Annotated in this window: 12 protein-coding genes, 1 tRNA gene and 2 rRNA genes; 6 read left to right on the forward strand and 9 right to left on the reverse strand. The window is 46.2% G+C overall.

Going from position 1 to position 19332, the window contains the following annotated elements; genetic code table 11:
• Positions 1-11 precede the first annotated feature (11 nt).
• From apaG to lptD, 5 genes are all read right to left on the reverse strand, one after another.
• Positions 12-395, reverse strand: coding sequence for a Co2+/Mg2+ efflux protein ApaG (gene apaG / locus K5620_RS02825; RefSeq protein WP_016403735.1), 384 nt, complete (start codon positions 393-395; stop codon positions 12-14).
• Positions 388-1218 carry a 16S rRNA (adenine(1518)-N(6)/adenine(1519)-N(6))-dimethyltransferase RsmA gene (gene rsmA, locus K5620_RS02830; protein ID WP_016403734.1) on the reverse strand — a complete coding sequence of 277 codons (831 nt, stop codon included), beginning with the start codon at positions 1216-1218 and terminating at the stop codon, positions 388-390. Before rsmA ends, apaG begins: the two co-directional genes overlap by 8 nt.
• On the reverse strand, positions 1211-2209 hold the full coding sequence (pdxA, locus tag K5620_RS02835) for a 4-hydroxythreonine-4-phosphate dehydrogenase PdxA (protein ID WP_016403733.1): 999 nt from the start codon (positions 2207-2209) through the stop codon (positions 1211-1213). Before pdxA ends, rsmA begins: the two co-directional genes overlap by 8 nt.
• On the reverse strand, positions 2206-3483 hold the full coding sequence (surA, locus tag K5620_RS02840; protein ID WP_016403732.1) for a peptidylprolyl isomerase SurA: 1278 nt from the start codon (positions 3481-3483) through the stop codon (positions 2206-2208). The genes pdxA and surA overlap by 4 nt, the downstream gene beginning before the upstream one ends.
• Positions 3484-3545: 62 nt before the next feature.
• Complete coding sequence (lptD, locus tag K5620_RS02845) at positions 3546-5774, reverse strand: LPS assembly protein LptD (protein WP_016403731.1); 2229 nt, start codon at positions 5772-5774, stop codon at positions 3546-3548.
• A 198-nt stretch (positions 5775-5972) separates the two neighbouring features.
• Here lptD and K5620_RS02850 point away from each other — a divergent pair, with 198 nt between their 5' ends.
• From K5620_RS02850 to djlA, 3 genes are read left to right on the forward strand one after another with little or no spacing between them, the layout of a single operon-like run.
• Positions 5973-6965: an aminoglycoside phosphotransferase family protein gene (locus K5620_RS02850; protein WP_016403730.1), complete on the forward strand. Its 993-nt coding sequence runs from the start codon at positions 5973-5975 to the stop codon at positions 6963-6965.
• On the forward strand, positions 6962-7642 hold the full coding sequence (gene murU, locus K5620_RS02855; protein WP_016403729.1) for an N-acetylmuramate alpha-1-phosphate uridylyltransferase MurU: 681 nt from the start codon (positions 6962-6964) through the stop codon (positions 7640-7642). Before K5620_RS02850 ends, murU begins: the two co-directional genes overlap by 4 nt.
• Positions 7643-7644: 2 nt before the next feature.
• A complete protein-coding gene (gene djlA, locus K5620_RS02860) occupies positions 7645-8448 on the forward strand; it encodes a co-chaperone DjlA (RefSeq protein ID WP_016403728.1) in 804 nt (267 codons plus the stop codon).
• On the opposite strand, the gene K5620_RS02865 is transcribed toward djlA, so the two are convergent.
• The 4 genes from K5620_RS02865 to rapA form a co-directional block, all read right to left on the reverse strand.
• The gene (locus K5620_RS02865) at positions 8441-9397 is read right to left on the reverse strand and encodes a D-2-hydroxyacid dehydrogenase (RefSeq protein ID WP_016403727.1); all 957 of its coding nucleotides are present in this window, start codon (positions 9395-9397) and stop codon (positions 8441-8443) included. The genes djlA and K5620_RS02865 overlap by 8 nt on opposite strands.
• An 81-nt stretch (positions 9398-9478) precedes the next feature.
• The gene (locus K5620_RS02870) at positions 9479-10255 is read right to left on the reverse strand and encodes a DUF3530 family protein (protein ID WP_016403726.1); all 777 of its coding nucleotides are present in this window, start codon (positions 10253-10255) and stop codon (positions 9479-9481) included.
• A gap of 62 nt (positions 10256-10317) precedes the next feature.
• Positions 10318-10968 carry a pseudouridine synthase gene (locus K5620_RS02875; protein ID WP_016403725.1) on the reverse strand — a complete coding sequence of 217 codons (651 nt, stop codon included), beginning with the start codon at positions 10966-10968 and terminating at the stop codon, positions 10318-10320.
• A 73-nt stretch (positions 10969-11041) separates the two neighbouring features.
• A complete protein-coding gene (gene rapA, locus K5620_RS02880; protein WP_016403724.1) occupies positions 11042-13960 on the reverse strand; it encodes an RNA polymerase-associated protein RapA in 2919 nt (972 codons plus the stop codon).
• 581 nt (positions 13961-14541) lie between these two features.
• On the opposite strand from rapA, the gene K5620_RS02885 reads away from it, so the two are divergent.
• The 3 genes from K5620_RS02885 to K5620_RS02895 all read left to right on the forward strand — a co-directional run bounded on the left by K5620_RS02885 (position 14542) and on the right by K5620_RS02895 (position 19298).
• A 16S ribosomal RNA gene (locus K5620_RS02885) occupies positions 14542-16080 on the forward strand.
• Positions 16081-16186: 106 nt separating this feature from the next.
• Positions 16187-16262: transfer RNA gene (locus tag K5620_RS02890), tRNA-Glu, on the forward strand.
• A gap of 235 nt (positions 16263-16497) precedes the next feature.
• Positions 16498-19298: ribosomal RNA gene (locus K5620_RS02895) — 23S ribosomal RNA — on the forward strand.
• The 16S and 23S rRNA genes sit together here with 1 tRNA gene alongside, the layout of an rRNA operon.
• Positions 19299-19332: the final 34 nt, after the last annotated feature.

Raw genomic sequence — 19332 nt, forward strand, 5'->3', positions numbered from 1 at the left:
CTCACCTATAACTAGTGGAGCTTATTTGGAAGTGATAAACGAAACGGTGGGATCTCCGCTTCAAACTCGTTACCAGCTTCGTCAATCAGGGTGTAACTGCCTTGCATTACGCCTACTTCGGTCGCTAACACTGCGCTGCTAGTATAGGAAAAAGGTTTTTCCGGCTTAAGGTGGGGTTGCTTACCCACTACACCGTCGCCTTTCACCTCATTTACTTTACCGTCGCCATCGGTGATTACCCAATGGCGACGCAATAGTTGTAGCGCTTCAGCGCTGCAGTTGCGAATAGTGATGGTGTAAAAAAAAGCGAATTGTTGTTTTTCTGGAACAGAATGCTCAGGTAAAAAACCTGATTCAACTTCAATATCTAAATCATATTCTGGCGTATTACTCATCGCTGCTAGAAGCCTGCAATAACTGATTTTTATCAATGTAATTAGCAATATCACAAAATTGCTGAATAGTTAAATTTTCTGGTCGCAGCGTGGGCTTTAAATCGAGCTCGGCGAGGTGCTCAACCGTAAGTAAATTGCCTAATGCATTACGAATTGTTTTACGGCGCTGATTAAAGGCCTCTTTACACACTCTATCTAGGGTTGCCAATGAGTTCAGCGGATAAAGAGTCGTTTCGTAAGGCTCTAAGCGAACTACCGCTGAATCAACCTTTGGTGGTGGCGCGAACGCTTCAGGCGGTACTTCTAGAGCTGGCATTACATTACATTGCACTTGGGTCATTACACTTAAACGGCCGTACGCTTTGCTATCAGGGCCAGCAGCCATGCGTTTCACTACTTCTTTTTGCAGCATAAAGTGCATATCAGAAATAGCGCTAGTAAAGCTTAATAAGTGGAAAATAAGCGGCGTAGAAATGTTGTAAGGTAAGTTTCCGAATACCCGCATTTTCTGCTCAGGCTTCGCCAACTGCATGAAGTCGAATTTAAGTGCATCAATTTCATGAATAGTCAGTTTGCTTGCTAGAGTCGGGTGCTCGCGTAAGCGCTGCGCTAAATCGCGGTCTAACTCTACCACTTGTAGGTGGCCAGCAGTGGTAGCAACAGGCTCAGTTAAAGCGCCTAAACCAGGGCCGATTTCGACCAGGTTTTCACCTGCTTGAGGGTAAATTGTGGCGACAATTTGGCTAATAACCGAGTCATTGTTAAGGAAGTTTTGACCAAAACGTTTACGGGCGCGGTGCCCTTGATGAACTTGTTTATTCATGTTCTCGCTCTACCATATCAATGGCTTGTTCGATGGCGGTAATCATACTTCCATGATCGGCTTCACCAGTTCCCGCTAGCTCTAAGGCTGTTCCATGGTCAACTGAGGTTCTTATAAAGGGTAGACCAAGGGTAATGTTTACTGATTGGCCAAAACCTTTATATTTTAGCACTGGTAGGCCTTGGTCGTGGTACATGGCTAATACTGCATCAGCTTCTGCCAGATACTTATCTTGGAAGAGTGTATCTGCAGGTAATGGACCGATTAAGTTCATGCCATGTTGTTCACGCATTTCATCAAGCAAAGGGATAATAATATCTAGCTCTTCGCGACCAAGGTGGCCATCTTCGCCGGCATGGGGGTTTAGGCCACAGACAAAGATCTTAGGCTGTTTAATCGCGAACTTGGTTTGCAGGTCGTGATGTAAAATGCTGATAATATTGTGTAGGCGCTCGTGAGTAATGGCTTTGGCTACATAGGCTAAGGGCAGGTGAGTGGTTGCTAAGGCAACCCGCAAGCCTTCGGTTGCCAGCATCATAACCACATCGGCAGTACCCGATTGCTGGGCAAAAAATTCGGTATGACCACTAAAAGACACGCCAGCTTTATTAATAATACCCTTGTGCACGGGACCAGTAACGACCGCAGCAAACTGGCCATTCATGTTGCCATCACTAGCAAATTTTAAGGTATTTAGCACATAGTGGCCGTTGGCCTCATCTAACTGACCTGCTACCGCCGGACTTGCCATCGCAATTGGCGCAACCGTTAAGGTGCCAGCCGCTTGAGGTTTAGCAGCTTGTTCTGGCTGAAAGGGGAGTAGAGTAATATCCATTCCCAACTCATTGGCACGCTCTTTTAGCAAGCGAGGATCGGCAACCACCACTAACTCCATTGGCCAATCACGCTGGCTAATGGCCAGCACTAAATCTGGACCAATACCTGCCGGCTCACCAGGGGTGATGGCTATTCTAGCAACGGCCTTACTCATGCATCACCGTCCAAAATTTCCACGTATGCTTCTTCGCGTAGCTCTTCTTGCCATGATTGGGTTTCTTCATTGAACTTACGATTGAAGATCATCTGATAAGCCCGGTTTTTGCTGGCTTTATTGGTCGTGTCGGTGGTGCGTTTGTCTAGAACTTCCATCAAATGCCAGCCAAAGGTAGAACGGAAAGGTTGGCTTAATTCTCCCACTTCCAAACGGGTTGCTGTGTCTCTAAATGCTGGTACAAATACACTAGGATCAGACCACCCCAATTCACCACCGCGCACTGCCGAGCCTGGGTCTTCAGAGTATTGGCGCGCTAGCTCTTCAAATGTAACTTCACCTAAGATCAATTGTTGGCGGAACTCAGATAACAAACTCTGCGCTTTCTTATCGCTTAGAATAATCGAAGGTTTAATCAGAATATGACGTGCGTTCACTTCTAAGGTTTCTACTTTTTGTAAACCTTCAGCGTCTAAAACCATAATGATATGTAGACCAGAATCTGTGCGAATAGGGCCCATTACTGACCCTTGGTGCTGGTTTCTTACCACACCCGCAAATAAAGTAGGCATTTCTTCAATGGTCATCCACCCCCAATCACCGCCTTCCAAGGCTTTAGGACCTTGTGAATGAGTCATTGCTAATTGATTAAAGTTTTCCCCATCTTTAAGCTGTTTAACTAGGCTCTCTGCCAACTGTTGAGTGGCTTGTTCGTCACTAGAGATACGCAGTAAGATGTGACCAACATGATAGCGAACAGTGCCTTTATCTTGCTCTTCAATCAGTTTCATTAAGGCATCAATTTCTTGCTCTGAAACATTAACTCGACGCTGTACTTGGCTGCGACCTACTTCGCCAAGAACAATTTCGGTACGAATATCTTCACGAAACTGGTTATAGCTAATGCCTTGCTGGGTTAAGTCATTTAAGAATTCTTCACGACTTTTGTTTTCACCAGCAATAATGTTATCGATGGTGTTTTCTAGTTGGCTATCACTAATTCTAATGCCCAGTCGGTCTGCTAGCTGAAGCTGCAGGCTTTCTAGAATAAGCCTATCCATTACTTGTTGCTGTAATTCATCTTGAGGTGGTAGCTCTTGTTCTGCCCCTTGGGCATTGCGCAGAACTTTATTGGTGAGTTCATCAACTTGGCTCTGCGTGATCACATCATTATTGACAATGGCGACAACTTTATCGAGCAATTGCTCTTGAGCCTGAACCAGCCCAGTAGTAAGCATAAACATACTTACACTAAGCAAAATTAATCTTTTCATTTCGTTCCTATCATTACTGCGAGCAAAACGCCGCTTACTCTACCATATTTGGGTTAAAGGTTTTAATTGTTGAGGTAAAAGGGGCGCCCGTATTTGAAATTGCCACCTTCTAGCATTTCTTCTCGGCTACTGGTATCGCTGCCACCTAAGCCTTTAATTTCAAAGTCGAGGCGTAGTGAGGTGTCAAACTCGCCCACTCGATCAACGCCTGAGGAGTCATCCACATAGGTGCTTTGCAAGCCTCGTTGATATGTAAGGCGAATGCCCCAACAACAAGAGTTATATTGCACACCCAAGTAGCTTTCGATACTGCGGTCTAAAATCATGTCGCGATAGTAACTACCTACAGCAGAAACGCTATCGGTAATTGGCCAAGCAACCTTAGTACCTAGTTGGTTTACGTCGCTCACCATGGTTTCAGTGGCTTGCGAATAGCGGTAATTCATTTGCACCAATTTTTGTGCTTCTGGGCGCCATTCTATAGCGGCATTGGCCTTGTTAAGTCGACCTTCCAAAGTATCAATTTGAAAGCCGGTATGTCCGTACCAATCTTTTTGAATATTGGCGTCCGCTTCAAAAGCCAGCGCAGAGCTAGAGTTATCAGAAGGCTCACTACCCGGAATTAAGGTGGTACGGCTGGGCTCAAAGTAAATGATTTGACCTAGGCTCAAACGCAATGTCTCTTGGTTACTGGGCGATAAAAAGCGCGAATGCACCCCAAGAGTGATTTGATTCGCATCGGCAATCCGGTCTAAGCCGCTATAGCGTTTGTCTCTAAATAAGCCGTAGTAATCTTGTTGCAGGTTATCGGTATCATAAATCCCAATATCATCTTGATTGGTATAAGGGATGTACAAGTATTTAATCACCGGTTCTAGGGTTTGGGTGTAGTTATCACCAAACCAAAGGGTATTTCGATCAAAGTTTAAGCCACCTTGAACACTCACTTTTGGTAAGGTGCGATTAACCGAGCTGGCTAAATAATCATACTCAAAGTTACTACCTTTATCTTGGCTATAGTAGGTATGCATTAAGGCTAAGTCAGCTTTGAAAAAGCCTGCTGGCACCACATATGGCAAGCTTAAACTAGGTTCAAAATGCACCCGTTGAGCAGTGTATAAGCTACTGTCACTGTGGGTGAAATTACTGATTTCTGAATCAAAGCCAAACTGCAGCGTTTGCCAGTTTAAATCCCAGTCTCCCACAAAGCTTAACTGCGGAAGTAGAGTATGTGGTTGCTCGGTGTTACCAAGTACCTGAAAGTCTTGCACTAACAGCTCGGTATACCAGTTTTTTGTGTGATAACCCACATCACCCGTTTGCAGCAATTGGTTCTCGTTAACCTTTCCAAGCTTGTCGCCTAAGTCATTAAAGTAGTTATCATCACTAATACGGGTGTAATCAGTATTAAAGCGCCAATGACGCTGGTATTGCCCTTTGTGGTCCCAGTGAAGTAAGTATCGATCGCGGTCTAGTTCACGGTCATCGGCTAGATATTCTACATTTAAGTTACCGTTGTTTTGCCCAAGCAAATACCTGAATTCAGTTTGCAGTTGTAAACCGCGGCGTGTCATCAAACGTGGGGTAATGGTTGCATCAAAATTCGGAGCAATGTTCCAGTAGTAGGGGGTGGAGACATCCACACCGTTTTTAGTGGAAGTAGAGATACTCGGAAATAAAAAACCACTGTGGCGTTGGTCGCCGATGGGGTAAGAGAAATACGGTAAGTACATTACCGGCACGTTAAATAGCCTAACAGTAGCATTTTTTGTGGTTGCCCACTGCTCACTTGAGTCGATATCAATTTTCTCTGCGCGAATTTCCCAAGTAACATCATCAGGGGGGCAAGCGGTATAGCTGGCATCTTCTAATGATAAGTTCTGCTCATCATTGATCTTCAGGTTGCTGGCTTCGCCACGACCTTGTTGTTCAAACAGTTGGTATTCAGCAGAGTTAAGCGAGGCTTGATGATCTTTTAAGTTGGCGTCAAAAGTATCACTTTTCACGCTCACTAAGTTGTCTTTAAACTCAATGTTGCCGCTAGCTTTTAGGGTTTGCGCTTGCTCATCTAATACAGTGTTTTCGGCTTTTAATGCGCGAGGACCTTGAGAGAACTCAACATTACCGCTGAAACTGGCTTTATCACCTTGTTTCGCATGTAACTCATCGGCGGCAATAACATAAGGCGCGGTAGGATCTACCGGGCCGGATTTAACGCGTTCTGGGATGTGTGCTCGGCACTGAGGCATAGATAACGGTGTTTCTGCATAGGCACTGAGGCTGGAAAGCAACGCCGCTAATCCTAGCGATGTTTGCAGGCACCGTTTAGTTACGAACATATAAATGTGAACCATTCCCTGATATAAACAAATTCCAAGCTTGTAACGTCAACGTTGTGCTTAATGAATTCTGTGGTTAAAGTTAGCCGCTTATAATACTGGATTTATTGGTGAGCGGCTATTTAAAGGCTGTTATTAGTATAAGAAATTATGAGTAATTTAGTGCGCGAATCTGCTTTACAGCAATGGCTGTCAAAAACCTTAGACATTGTTTCTCCTGAGCTAACGATGATCAGTGGCGACGCCAGTTTTAGGCGCTACTTTCGTTTTCAACTTTCTAATGGTGACACTGCCATTGCCGTTGATGCGCCGCCCTCCACCGAGAAAAACCAACAGTTTGTTGATATTGCTAATGCCTTAAGTGCACAAGCGCTGCCTGTACCTAAGGTGCTAGCAGCAAATATTGATGCCGGTTTTCTATGTGTTGAAGACCTCGGCTCCACCATGCTTGAGCAAGTGCTAAGTGCCGATACTGCTTCTGAACTTTATAGACAAGCGCTTGCATTAATCGTTCAACTTCAGGCTACTAAGCGTGAAGATTTGGCAGAAATGGAAGAGTTTGACCAAGCATTTATTCAACGTGAATTAGATATATTTGCCGACTGGTTTGTTGAAGCAGAGTTGCAGGCGGGAGAGGGTTGGCAGCAGCGTTGTGATTGGCAAGGCTTATGTAACAATGTCAGCCAAGCTATTTTAGAACAGCCTTATGCACCTATGCATCGTGATTTTCATAGTCGAAATTTGATGCTCAATCAGCAGCAAATGGTGATGATCGATTTTCAGGATATGGTTTGGGGGCCTATTGCTTACGATGTGGTTTCATTGCTGCGTGATTGTTATATCGCTTGGCCACCAGAGTTAGTGAGTCACTTGCAGCAAACATACCTCAACCAAAAGTCGGCATATTTGGTTGAGGGTATCGAACCGAGCACTTGGCAGCGCTGGTTTGATCTCACTGGATTGCAGCGGCATATAAAAGCGCTAGGGATATTTTGCAGATTAGATCATAGGGATGGTAAAACTGCCTATCGTGAAGCCATTCCTCAAACACTCGAATATGTACTTCAAGTGACCAAGCGTTATCCTGAATTACAGGCATTTCATCAGTGGATTAGTCCTATAGCAAAAGAGTTTAAAGCATGAGCCAAATTCGCACCGCAATGATTTTGGCTGCGGGACGCGGCGAGCGGATGCGTCCGTTAACTGATAATTGCCCAAAACCATTGTTAAAAGTTGCTGGTAAAGCCTTGATTAACTGGCATATCGACAAGTTGGTTACTGCAGGCGTAACACGCATCGTGATAAATACCGCTTATTTAGGCGAGATGGTTGAAGCACATGTGGGCCAAGGTGACAAATGGGGAATCGAGGTGCTTTATAGTCATGAATCTAGTGCCTTAGAAACGGCCGGGGGCATTGTTAACGCCTTACCCATTATCGCTAGCGAGCAGTTCTTGGTGATTAATGGGGATGTTTGGAATGATTGGGGTTACCAAGCTATTTGCCAAAATAGTCAAACCGACAGTGATGCTCATTTATACTTGGTGACTAATCCGAGCCACAACTTAACCGGTGATTTTAGCTTGGAGCAAGGTTTGGTGATAGATAAGCCTGAGTTTACATTTAGTGGTGTAGCCATTTATCATCAACGCTTTTTTCAGCATGTGCCTAGCGGTAAACAAGCTCTTGCACCTTTATTGCGTGCAGCAATGTTAAGCCAACAAGTGAGTGGTCAACTACAAGGCGGCAAATGGGTAGATGTGGGGACACCTGAGCGGCTTCAACAACTAGACCAGCAATTAACCAAAGATAGAGAATAGTGATGCGAATTTGGGGAAAAGTATTAGGCGTATTTTTTGGCTTTATGTTTGGTGGGCCTTTTGGTGCCTTGCTTGGCCTATGGCTAGGCCATCGGTTTGATAAAGCGGTAGGCGGCAATTTTGCCTTTTCGGCAGCGAGTAGCCAAGCTGCTCAGCAAGCCTTTTTGTTCTCTACCTTTGCGGTACTTGGCCATATTGCTAAGTCAAAAGGCGTGGTGACTCAACAAGAGATTCAGGTCGCTAACTTTTTGATGGATCAAATGCGGCTGCAAGGCGAAGCTAGGCGCCAAGCTCAAGATGCTTTTCGCCAAGGCAAAGACGCAGACTTTCCCTTAGAAGATCAGATTTCTCAATTTGTTAGTGCGGTCAATGGACGTCGCGATTTGCTGCAAATGTTCATGGAAATTCAGCTGCAAGGGGTGTTTGCTGATGGCGTAATCGACGACAGTGAACATGCTTTATTGAAGCGTGTAGCCAAGGCTTTAGGCTTCTCGGAAGCAGAGCTTCAGGCGATGATTTCACGTTGGGAAGCCGAGCTCAAGTTCCATCGCCATGGTGGTCAACGCCAAAGCGCGCAAAGTAGCGCTAAGCAGCTAGAAGAAGCCTACCAAATCTTAGGCGTTAACCAACAAGATAGTTACCAGCAAATCAAACGTGCTTACCGCAAACTAATGAGTCAGCATCATCCCGACAAGTTAGTCGCCAAGGGCTTACCACCAGAAATGATGGAGCTAGCTAAGCAGCGTACTCAAGATATTCAACAGGCTTACGAGTTAGTCAAACAACAACGTAAGAGCGCTAATTAGCGAATACTTGGTGGCGTGGTTTTCCTGCTACAAATGCTTCGATATTATCGATCAATTGGTCAGCCAAAACTTGCATGTTTTGGCTGCTCGCCCAGCCCACATGTGGGGTAAGTATAAAGTTATTTAGGCTAAGTGCCTGCATCAGTGGGCTGTCGTGCGTAGGTGGTTCACATTCAGAGACATCACTTGCCGCGCCAGCAATTTGCTTGTTTTGCAAAGCCTGCAACAAAGCCTGTTCGTTAACTATTCCACCGCGGGCTGTGTTAATCAGTAAGGCCGTCTCCTTCATCATCGCCAACTCTAGCTCGCCAAATAGATCCTTAGTCTGCGGAGTCAGTGGACAATGGATGCTAATCACATCTGCACTGCTAATTGCTTCTTCAAAGGCAACTCTGCCAGGGCGAGGAGTTTGGCCTTTGTGTTCTACCATTACCACCTCCATGCCTAAATTACTGGCTAATTGTGCGGTCGCTTGGCCCAAGTTGCCGCCGCCTATTATTGCTAGTGTTTGCTTAGCCAAGTTATCGATGGGGAAATCAAAAAAACAAAATTGCTTAGCGTGTTGCCAACGACCTTGTTGAATCGCCTGATGATAGGCTAATACATTCCGCCTCAGGTTAAACATCAGCGCCAAGCAGTGTTCGGCAATGCTTTGAGCGGCATAATTTCTTATATTACTAACAACGATGCCAAGTTCTTCGGCTGCCGCTAGATCCACATTGTTAGTCCCGGTAGCTGCAACCGCAATCATTTTTAGCTGTGGCAATTGAGTTAATGTATCCCTACTTAATTGCACTTTATTCACAATGATGATGCTTGCATCTTGGCAGCGCTCAAGTACTTGTTGTGGTGTGGTGCTGGGGTACTCTTGCCATTGATGAGCAAAACTGGGACGCGCCAAGTTGATATGGCTAGCTAGGGTGAGGCGATCTAAAAAAACTATTTTCATGGCAAGCTATTAGCGAGAGTTTGTGGCCCTCAGCTTAGCAATATCTTGTGGTTGCCTCCAGCACTAGAGAGGAGTCTTAGCTTAATACCAGCCTAGTGCGTTGAACCAGCCGTAAACGGTTTTATTTAGTTTTGCGCTATTAGGCGCGGTGTCGGCGGTGGCGGGTAAATGGGTTTGTCGGTAGTTTAGCTTTTGATTTTTGTTACTGGCTATTAAACGTTGCTCTCGGGCTTGTTGCTGCCAATGGTTATAGTGCTCGGCATAAATATCTAGCACTGGAATAGCCAGTGTTGCAGTTTGCTCGGCCAGTTTTTTATTCAGCGTTTGGTTAGGGTAATAAGCGCTAATAAGTACAATGCCATCGGGTTGTTCTAGCTCGTCTTCGGCTAGCAATTCAACCAGCCATGCTCCCATAACACCCTGTGCAATAATCACTTGAAAACCAAACTGCTCAGCTTGATTTTGTTTAGCTGCTTGAATAAGCGCTTGTAAGCTTTGTTTGTATTGCTGCAGTTGCTCATCATTCTCGGTTTCTGCTTGCTGTATTAAACCTGACATGGGCTTAGGAGGTAAAATAGCCCCAGTTTCCCAGCCTAGTTTGGGAAGAGCCTGGCGAAGTGAATCAATACTGTTGGGAGCGCTTGGTGATATACCCCAATCGGGAAGTAAAATAATGGTGCCACGTTTTTGCGGGGTTTCTTCTTCTAGCCACAAACTAACAAATTGTTGTTGCTCTACATCCAGCTGTTTTAATTCACCATTTACTGGCCAATGGCTAAAATCTTGAGGTTGAACCTCAGCAAATGCGCAGTTTATTGCTAATAAACTGGAGAGAAAGCAATACTTAGCAAGCTGCACAATTTGGGTTCCTTGGAGGGGTGTATGCTTAATGTATCGGACAATACCCAGCTTTGCTTTAACTAAAATGGCGGAGCACACTCAAATTCCATAAATTGCTCTGTTTCTGGATGATAAAAACCTAATTTGGCAGCATGAAGGTGTAAGCGTTCGCTTAGCGCTTTTGACTGTTGGCATGCATAAAATCCATCGCCAACAATGGGGCAGCCTAGTTGTTGCATATGCACCCGTAGTTGGTGGGTTCGTCCAGTGATCGGTTTCAGTTCAACTAAGCTTGTTTGAGGCCTTTGCACAATAATCTGCCAGTGTGTTAAAGCGTCTTTGCCTTGTTCAAAATCTACAATTTGTTTGGGGCGATTAGGCCAATCACAACGTAGTGGTAGGTTAACTTCGCCTTGCTCTTGTTCTGGATGACCAAAGATTTCGGCATAGTAGGTTTTAGTGGTGCGTCGTTGCTGAAACTGACGACTCAAGTGGCTTTGGGCTGGCTTGCCTAAGGCCATAACTATTAGCCCTGAGGTTGCCATATCTAGCCGGTGCACAACTTTAATGTCTGGCCAAACTCGTTGAGCGCGATCCCACAAGCTATCTTTCTCAAGCCGACCAGGTACCGACAGTAAACCACTGGCTTTGTTAAATACAATTACAGCTTCGTCTTGGTAAACAACACTAAAGTAGGGGGACATTGGAGGGCGATAAACAAAATCTGGCATCAGTACAGCTCTAAAAAATAAGGCCCTAGTGTAAGCTAAGGCCTGCTATTAAATAAAATAGAATTTCGATTTGCTAGTTGTGCGAAACCAATATTACCCGCAGCGCATCTAATTTTACTTGGGCTTTCTGTAGGTAGTCGCCAGCATTGTCACGTAAGCTTCGTAAGGTATCTAATTCATCTTTACGAATGCTTGGGTTTACTGCGCTTAAGGCTTCAAGGCGTTCAAGCTCGCCATTTAAGCTTTGCTTCATATGCTCACTGGCTTGTTCAACAATAGTTGCTAATTGTTGTTGGGCGAGCTCATTGGCTTGTGCAAGCAAAGGATGAATTTGTGTTTGTGAAGCACTAATCAACTTAGCGGCTAAGTGGCGGTTAACCGCAGAAAGCTGCTGATTGAACTGTTCAAAATCAACATTGGCAGACAAGTTTCCGCCGTTTTTATCCAGCAAGATGCGCACCGGTGTAGCGGGCAAGTATCGTTCAATTTGGTACTCGGCAGGTGCGCTGGTTTCTACTACAAAGATCCCTTCAACAAATAAGCTACCTACTGGTAAGGCGCGATTCTTGAGTAAGGCTACTGACGTTGTGCCTAAGTCGGCCCCCAAGATAGTATCGATACAGCTTTGAATCAGCGGGTGCTCCCAAGACATAAGTTGAATCTCATCTCGGCTAAGTGCCGTGTCTCTGTCATAAGTAATGGTGCAACCGTCTTCCGGCAAGCCATTAATAGACGGCACTAGCATTTGTTCACTCGCATGCAATACCAAGGCATTTTCACCCTTGTCATCTTGATTAATGCCAATGGTATCGAACAAACGTAGGCTAAACGTCACAAAATGTGGGTCTTGCTCTGCTGCTTGAATTTTCTCAATGAGTTCTGCAGCTTTGTTGCCACCACTTGAGTGTATTTCTAACAAGCGGTCACGACCAGCATCTAACTTGGCTTTTACTTCTTGGTAACGCTTAGCTGTTTCTTTTATTAGTGTGTTTAGTTCTGCTTCGTCTGGCGTATTTTGCCCAAGCAGGCCTGTTAAGGTTTCACCAAATTCAGCAAAAATGGCTGAGCCAGCTGGACAGGTTTGTTCAAAGGCGTTTAAACCCTCATGGTACCAACGTAACAGTGTTTGTTGTGGTGTACCTTCTAAATAAGGAACATGAATTTGAATATCGTTTTGTTGGCCAATACGATCCAGGCGACCAATTCGTTGCTCTAGAAGATCAGGGTTCATTGGCAAATCAAATAACACGATATGGTGCGCAAACTGGAAGTTGCGCCCTTCAGAGCCAATTTCTGAACACACCATTAATTGTGCGCCGGCTTCGTCTTGAGCGAAATAAGCTGCGGCTTTATCACGTTCAATTAACGACATGTCTTCATGGAACACGGTACCGCGAATACCTTCGCGAGTGCGTACTGCATCTTCTATAGCTAGCGCTGTGGCAGCTTTAGCGCAGATTAATAACACTTTCTTTTGTTTATGTGCCAGTAAAAAGCCAATTAACCAGTCGATACGTGGGTCGAACTTACACCAGCTGGCTTCCCCTTCGCTTTCACCTTCAAATTGCTGGTAGAGCTCTTCGGGGAACATTAATTGATTATTGGCACCAGCGTTACTGCCTTGCATCATTTGTTGTACTTTTAATGCAGTTTTATATTGGCTAGGTAAGCTGAGAGGGTAGTTAGCCAATTGGCGCATCGGAAATCCTTCAATCGCGCTGCGGGTATTTCTAAACAATACTCGGCCTGTGCCGTGGCGATCTAAAAGATGTTGCAGTAATTCTTCACGCGCCTGTTGTTGCTGTTCATAACTTGAAGCGCTGTCATTTATGAGCGCGAGCAAAGGCTCAATATCATTTTCGCTTAACAGTTCACTAAGTTGATTAGCTTGCTTGGTGCTTAGTAGGCTACTGGCCAGCAAAGACTGGGCAGCTTCCGCTACCGGTTGATAGTGCTGTTCTTCATCTATAAAGGCTTGATAGTCGTAAAAGCGGTCAGGATCGAGCAACCTTAAACGGGCAAAGTGACTTTGGTGGCCAAGTTGGTCCGGTGTCGCGGTAAGTAGCAAAACGCCGGCAATTTGTTTGGCCAGTGTTTCAATAATTTGGTATTCACGACTTGGTGTTGCTTCATCCCATTGCAGGTGATGTGCTTCATCTACAATCATCAAATCCCAATCAGCTTCGGCAACCTGTTCAAAACGTTTTTTGCTACCGCGTAAAAAGCTAAGGCTACATAATACTAATTGCTCGGTTTCAAAAGGGTTGTCTGCTTCGGCATAAGCTTCAATGCAGCGGTCTTCATCAAACAAGCTAAAGTGCATGTTAAAGCGGCGCAGCATTTCTATTAGCCACTGGTATTGCAGCGCGTCTGGCACAACAATCAATACTCGTTTAGCTAAGCCTGAAATAAGCTGCTGGTGGATAATTAAGCCTGCTTCAATGGTTTTACCTAAACCCACTTCATCAGACAGCAATACCCGAGGAGAAATACGCCGACCCACTTCGCTCGCGATATAAAGCTGGTGTGGAATTAGGCTAACTTTACCGCCCATTAAGCCTTTTAACTCAGACTGCTGTTGCTCAAAGCGTTTCACTAAGGTTTGGTAACGCACAACAAAACTATCAAAGCGGTCAACTTGGCCAGCAAAAAGTCGGTCTTGAGGTTTGTTAAACTTGAGGAAGTGGCTTAAGAACATTTCACGTAGCTGAACCGTTTCTTCAGTATCGTGACGAACGCCATGATAAACAATCAACTCATCCGCTTCTTCCACTTCTGTAATGGTCATCGACCAATCTTCAGTACTGGTTATGTCATCACCAACATTAAATACCACTCGAGTAACTGGTGCGTCCGCCATGGCATAAAAGCGATTCTCACCGCTAGCAGGGAACAACAAGGTAACCATCCTACCTTCAATAGCAACTACGGTACCTAAACCTAACTCAGATTCTGAATCACTGATCCAGCGTTGGCCGATAGAAAATGACATCAGCAAGAGACTCCACAGGAAAAAGGGCGGCTATGGTATCCAATACACAGGTGAAGTAAACCCAGTATTACAACAAAACCAACATATATATGGTCAAGGTAGCTAAGGCCCATAATAAAGCACTAAAACTAAACTATAGTTATTGGGCTCAAATCTGGCGAATTCAGTCAAAAAAGGTGCAATTTGTTTGCTATCTGAACACTTAAACGTGTTTCTGTGATTTTCTTCAAAAAACGCTTGCGCCGCGGGAATCGATCCCTATAATGCACCTCCACTGACACGGCACGCAGCGCGCTAAAGCAAAGCAAGGCTACGTCAGGGTTAGCAAGGCCTAGGGCTAAGTTAGCCGGCTCTCAAACTTCTTTTTAAAATGTTTTAAAAAGCGGTTGACAGCCACAGAGGAAAGCGTAGAATGCGCACCTCGCTTCGATTGAGAAGCAACGCTCTTTAACAATTTATCAAGCAATCTGTGTGAGCACTCACAGGACCTTAAGCGAAAAAATTAAGCTTAAGTGAACTGGAGTCTTGCACTGTAAAACACAGTAATAATTTCAGTTTTTAACTTTGAGCGAAAAAACTTTTGATTGAAGAGTTTGATCATGGCTCAGATTGAACGCTGGCGGCAGGCTTAACACATGCAAGTCGAGCGGTAACAGAAAGTAGCTTGCTACTTTGCTGACGAGCGGCGGACGGGTGAGTAATGCTTGGGAATATGCCTTTACGTGGGGGACAACAGTTGGAAACGACTGCTAATACCGCATAATGTCTTCGGACCAAAGGAGGGGACTCTTCGGAGCCTTTCGCGTATTGATTAGCCCAAGTGGGATTAGCTAGTTGGTGAGGTAATGGCTCACCAAGGCGACGATCCCTAGCTGGTTTGAGAGGATGATCAGCCACACTGGGACTGAGACACGGCCCAGACTCCTACGGGAGGCAGCAGTGGGGAATATTGCACAATGGGCGAAAGCCTGATGCAGCCATGCCGCGTGTGTGAAGAAGGCCTTCGGGTTGTAAAGCACTTTCAGTCGTGAGGAAGGGGTATAGCTTAATACGTTATATCTTTGACGTTAGCGACAGAAGAAGGACCGGCTAACTCCGTGCCAGCAGCCGCGGTAATACGGAGGGTCCGAGCGTTAATCGGAATTACTGGGCGTAAAGCGTACGCAGGCGGCTTGTTAAGCCAGATGTGAAATCCCCGAACCAACCTGGGAATGGCATTTGGAACTGGCAAGCTAGAGTTTTGTAGAGGGTGGTAGAATTTCAGGTGTAGCGGTGAAATGCGTAGAGATCTGAAGGAATACCAGTGGCGAAGGCGGCCACCTGGACAAAAACTGACGCTCATGTACGAAAGCGTGGGAGCAAACAGGATTAGATACCCTGGTAGTCCACGCCGTAAACGATGTCTACTAGTTGTCTGTGAGTTTAACTCGTGGGTAACGCAGCTAACGCATTAAGTAGACCGCCTGGGGAGTACGGCCGCAAGGTTAAAACTCAAATGAATTGACGGTAGCACAAGCGGTGGAGCATGTGGTTTAATTCGATGCAACGCGAAGAACCTTACCTGCCCTTGACATACTGAGAACTTGGAAGAGATTCCTTGGTGCCTTCGGGAACTCAGATACAGGTGCTGCATGGCTGTCGTCAGCTCGTGTCGTGAGATGTTGGGTTAAGTCCCGCAACGAGCGCAACCCCTATCCTTATTTGCCAGCACGTAATGGTGGGAACTCTAGGGAGACTGCCGGTGATAAACCGGAGGAAGGTGGGGACGACGTCAAGTCATCATGGCCCTTACGGGCAGGGCTACACACGTGCTACAATGGCATGTACAGAGGGATGCGAACTCGCGAGAGCAAGCGGACCCCAAAAAGCATGTCGTAGTCCGGATCGGAGTCTGCAACTCGACTCCGTGAAGTCGGAATCGCTAGTAATCGTAGATCAGAATGCTACGGTGAATACGTTCCCGGGCCTTGTACACACCGCCCGTCACACCATGGGAGTGGGCTGCAAAAGAAGTGGGTAGTTTAACCTTCGGGAGGACGCTCACCACTTTGTGGTTCATGACTGGGGTGAAGTCGTAACAAGGTAGCCCTAGGGGAACCTGGGGCTGGATCACCTCCTTATTATGATGCTTATGTCCTTGTGACGTGTTCACACAGATTGCTTGATGAAAAGATAAAGAGAGAAGTTCTAGTGTGGTGTAGAACCAACGAGAACAGCTAACGCAGTGTCCCGTTCGTCTAGAGGCCTAGGACACCGCCCTTTCACGGCGGTAACACGAGTTCAAATCTCGTACGGGATACCATCTCTCTTTGGTTGAAGAATACAAAGCTAAGCATTAGTTAATACAGTGCTTAGCTTTGGTTTCTAGAAGCCAATTGCTCTTTAACAATTTGGAAAAGCTGATAAAAATATCTCAAAAATACGAGTTAAATAACAAGTGTTTTTGGTATTCAAAAATAGGTGATCGTACTCGAATAGCAGGACTTATACAGCCTGACTATTCAAGTGATTTAAGCGACAACATTTAGGTGTTGTATGGTTAAGTGACTAAGCGTATACGGTGGATGCCTTGGCAGTCAGAGGCGATGAAGGACGTGTTAATCTGCGATAAGCCATGTTGAGTCGATAAAAGACGTAATAGACATGGATTTCCGAATGGGAAACCCACTGCATTTTATGCAGTATCGTAACGTGAATACATAGCGTTGCGAGGCGAACCCGGGGAACTGAAACATCTAAGTACCCGGAGGAAAAGAAATCAACCGAGATTCTGGTAGTAGCGGCGAGCGAACCCGGATTAGCCCTTAAGCTTTTATGTGATTAGTGGAATGTTCTGGAAAGGACAGCGATACAGGGTGATAGCCCCGTACATGAAAATCTACTTTAAGTGAAATCGAGTAGGACGGCACACGTGATATGTTGTCTGAATATGGGGGACCATCCTCCAAGGCTAAATACTCCTGACTGACCGATAGTGAACCAGTACCGTGAGGGAAAGGCGAAAAGAACCCCTGTGAGGGGAGTGAAATAGAACCTGAAACCGTATACGTACAAGCAGTGGGAGTCCCTTCGTGGGGTGACTGCGTACCTTTGTATAATGGGTCAACGACTTAATTTCAGTAGCAAGGTTAAGCGAATAGCGGAGCCGTAGGGAAACCGAGTGTTAACTGCGCGCATAGTTGCTGGGATTAGACCCGAAACCCGGTGATCTAGCCATGGGCAGGTTGAAGATTGGGTAACACCAATTGGAGGACCGAACCGACTAATGTTGAAAAATTAGCGGATGACTTGTGGCTGGGGGTGAAAGGCCAATCAAACCGGGAGATAGCTGGTTCTCCTCGAAAGCTATTTAGGTAGCGCCTCGGATGAATACTAGTGGGGGTAGAGCACTGTTAAGGCTAGGGGTCATCCCGACTTACCAACCCTTTGCAAACTCCGAATACCACTAAGTACTATCCGGGAGACACACGGCGGGTGCTAACGTCCGTCGTGGAAAGGGAAACAACCCAGACCGTCAGCTAAGGTCCCAAAGTGTATGTTAAGTGGGAAACGATGTGGGAAGGCTTAGACAGCCAGGATGTTGGCTTAGAAGCAGCCATCATTTAAAGAAAGCGTAATAGCTCACTGGTCGAGTCGGCCTGCGCGGAAGATGTAACGGGGCTAAACATACCACCGAAGCTACGGGAGCATGCTTGCATGCTCGGTAGAGGAGCGTTCTGTAAGCCGTTGAAGGTGAATCGTAAGGTTTGCTGGAGGTATCAGAAGTGCGAATGTTGACATGAGTAACGATAAAGGGGTGAAAAGCCCCTCGCCGAAAGACCAAGGTTTCCTGTCCAATGTTAATCAGGGCAGGGTGAGTCGGCCCCTAAGGCGAGACTGAAAAGTGTAGTCGATGGGAAACAGGTTAATATTCCTGTACTTCGTATAATTGCGATGGGAGGACGGAGAAGGCTAGGCCAGCGTGGCGATGGTTGTCCACGTGAAAGGCAGTAGGCGGTAAACTTAGGCAAATCCGGGTTTACATTACGCTGAGAGTTGATGACGAGTGTCTACGGACACGAAGTGGTTGATGCCCTGCTTCCAGGAAAAGTCTCTAAGCTTCAGATTATACGAAACCGTACCCCAAACCGACACAGGTGGTTGGGTAGAGAATACCAAGGCGCTTGAGAGAACTCGGGTGAAGGAACTAGGCAAAATGGTACCGTAACTTCGGGAGAAGGTACGCTCTTGATGGTGATGGGACTTGCTCCCTAAGCTGCTGAGAGTCGCAGATACCAGTTGGCTGCAACTGTTTATTAAAAACACAGCACTGTGCTAAATCGAAAGATGACGTATACGGTGTGACGCCTGCCCGGTGCCGGAAGGTTAATTGATGTGGTTAGTCTTTGGACGAAGCTATTGATCGAAGCCCCGGTAAACGGCGGCCGTAACTATAACGGTCCTAAGGTAGCGAAATTCCTTGTCGGGTAAGTTCCGACCTGCACGAATGGCGTAATGATGGCCAAGCTGTCTCCACCCGAGACTCAGTGAAATTGAAATTGCCGTGAAGATGCGGTGTACCCGCGGCTAGACGGAAAGACCCCGTGAACCTTTACTACAGCTTGACACTGAACATTGACCCTACATGTGTAGGATAGGTGGGAGGCTTTGAAGCGTTGTCGCTAGATGATGTGGAGCCGACCTTGAAATACCACCCTTGTAGTGTTGATGTTCTAACGTTGGTCCCTTATCGGGATTGCGGACAGTGTCTGGTGGGTAGTTTGACTGGGGCGGTCTCCTCCCAAAGAGTAACGGAGGAGCACGAAGGTTGGCTAAGTATGGTCGGACATCATACGGTTAGTGCAATGGCATAAGCCAGCTTAACTGCGAGACAGACACGTCGAGCAGGTACGAAAGTAGGTCATAGTGATCCGGTGGTTCTGTATGGAAGGGCCATCGCTCAACGGATAAAAGGTACTCCGGGGATAACAGGCTGATACCGCCCAAGAGTTCATATCGACGGCGGTGTTTGGCACCTCGATGTCGGCTCATCACATCCTGGGGCTGAAGTCGGTCCCAAGGGTATGGCTGTTCGCCATTTAAAGTGGTACGCGAGCTGGGTTTAGAACGTCGTGAGACAGTTCGGTCCCTATCTGCCGTGGGCGTTTGAGAATTGAGGGAGCTGCTCCTAGTACGAGAGGACCGGAGTGGACGAACCGCTGGTGTTTGGGTTGTTATGCCAATAGCATTGCCCAGTAGCTACGTTCGAACTGATAACCGCTGAAAGCATTTATCTAGTGAGGCGAACAGCCGCAAATAACAACCTCCCCGATATCATAGAAAACGACTGCTCAATCAACTACTCGAACCCAGTTGACTCTGTGATATCGCCC

The organism is Agarivorans albus (genome assembly GCF_019670105.1).
GTDB lineage: Bacteria > Pseudomonadota > Gammaproteobacteria > Enterobacterales > Celerinatantimonadaceae > Agarivorans > Agarivorans albus.

Bases quoted from the DNA above. Each gene is read 5' to 3' on its own strand.
- djlA (WP_016403728.1), top strand. From the start codon at position 7,645: ATGCGAATTTGGGGAAAAGTATTAGGCGTATTTTTTGGCTTTATGTTT.
- K5620_RS02850 (WP_016403730.1), top strand. From the start codon at position 5,973: ATGAGTAATTTAGTGCGCGAATCTGCTTTACAGCAATGGCTGTCAAAA.
- surA (WP_016403732.1), bottom strand. From the start codon at position 3,483: ATGAAAAGATTAATTTTGCTTAGTGTAAGTATGTTTATGCTTACTACT.
- K5620_RS02865 (WP_016403727.1), bottom strand. From the start codon at position 9,397: ATGAAAATAGTTTTTTTAGATCGCCTCACCCTAGCTAGCCATATCAAC.
- K5620_RS02875 (WP_016403725.1), bottom strand. From the start codon at position 10,968: ATGCCAGATTTTGTTTATCGCCCTCCAATGTCCCCCTACTTTAGTGTT.
- rapA (WP_016403724.1), bottom strand. From the start codon at position 13,960: ATGTCATTTTCTATCGGCCAACGCTGGATCAGTGATTCAGAATCTGAG.
- apaG (WP_016403735.1), bottom strand. From the start codon at position 395: ATGAGTAATACGCCAGAATATGATTTAGATATTGAAGTTGAATCAGGT.
- pdxA (WP_016403733.1), bottom strand. From the start codon at position 2,209: ATGAGTAAGGCCGTTGCTAGAATAGCCATCACCCCTGGTGAGCCGGCA.
- rsmA (WP_016403734.1), bottom strand. From the start codon at position 1,218: ATGAATAAACAAGTTCATCAAGGGCACCGCGCCCGTAAACGTTTTGGT.
- murU (WP_016403729.1), top strand. From the start codon at position 6,962: ATGAGCCAAATTCGCACCGCAATGATTTTGGCTGCGGGACGCGGCGAG.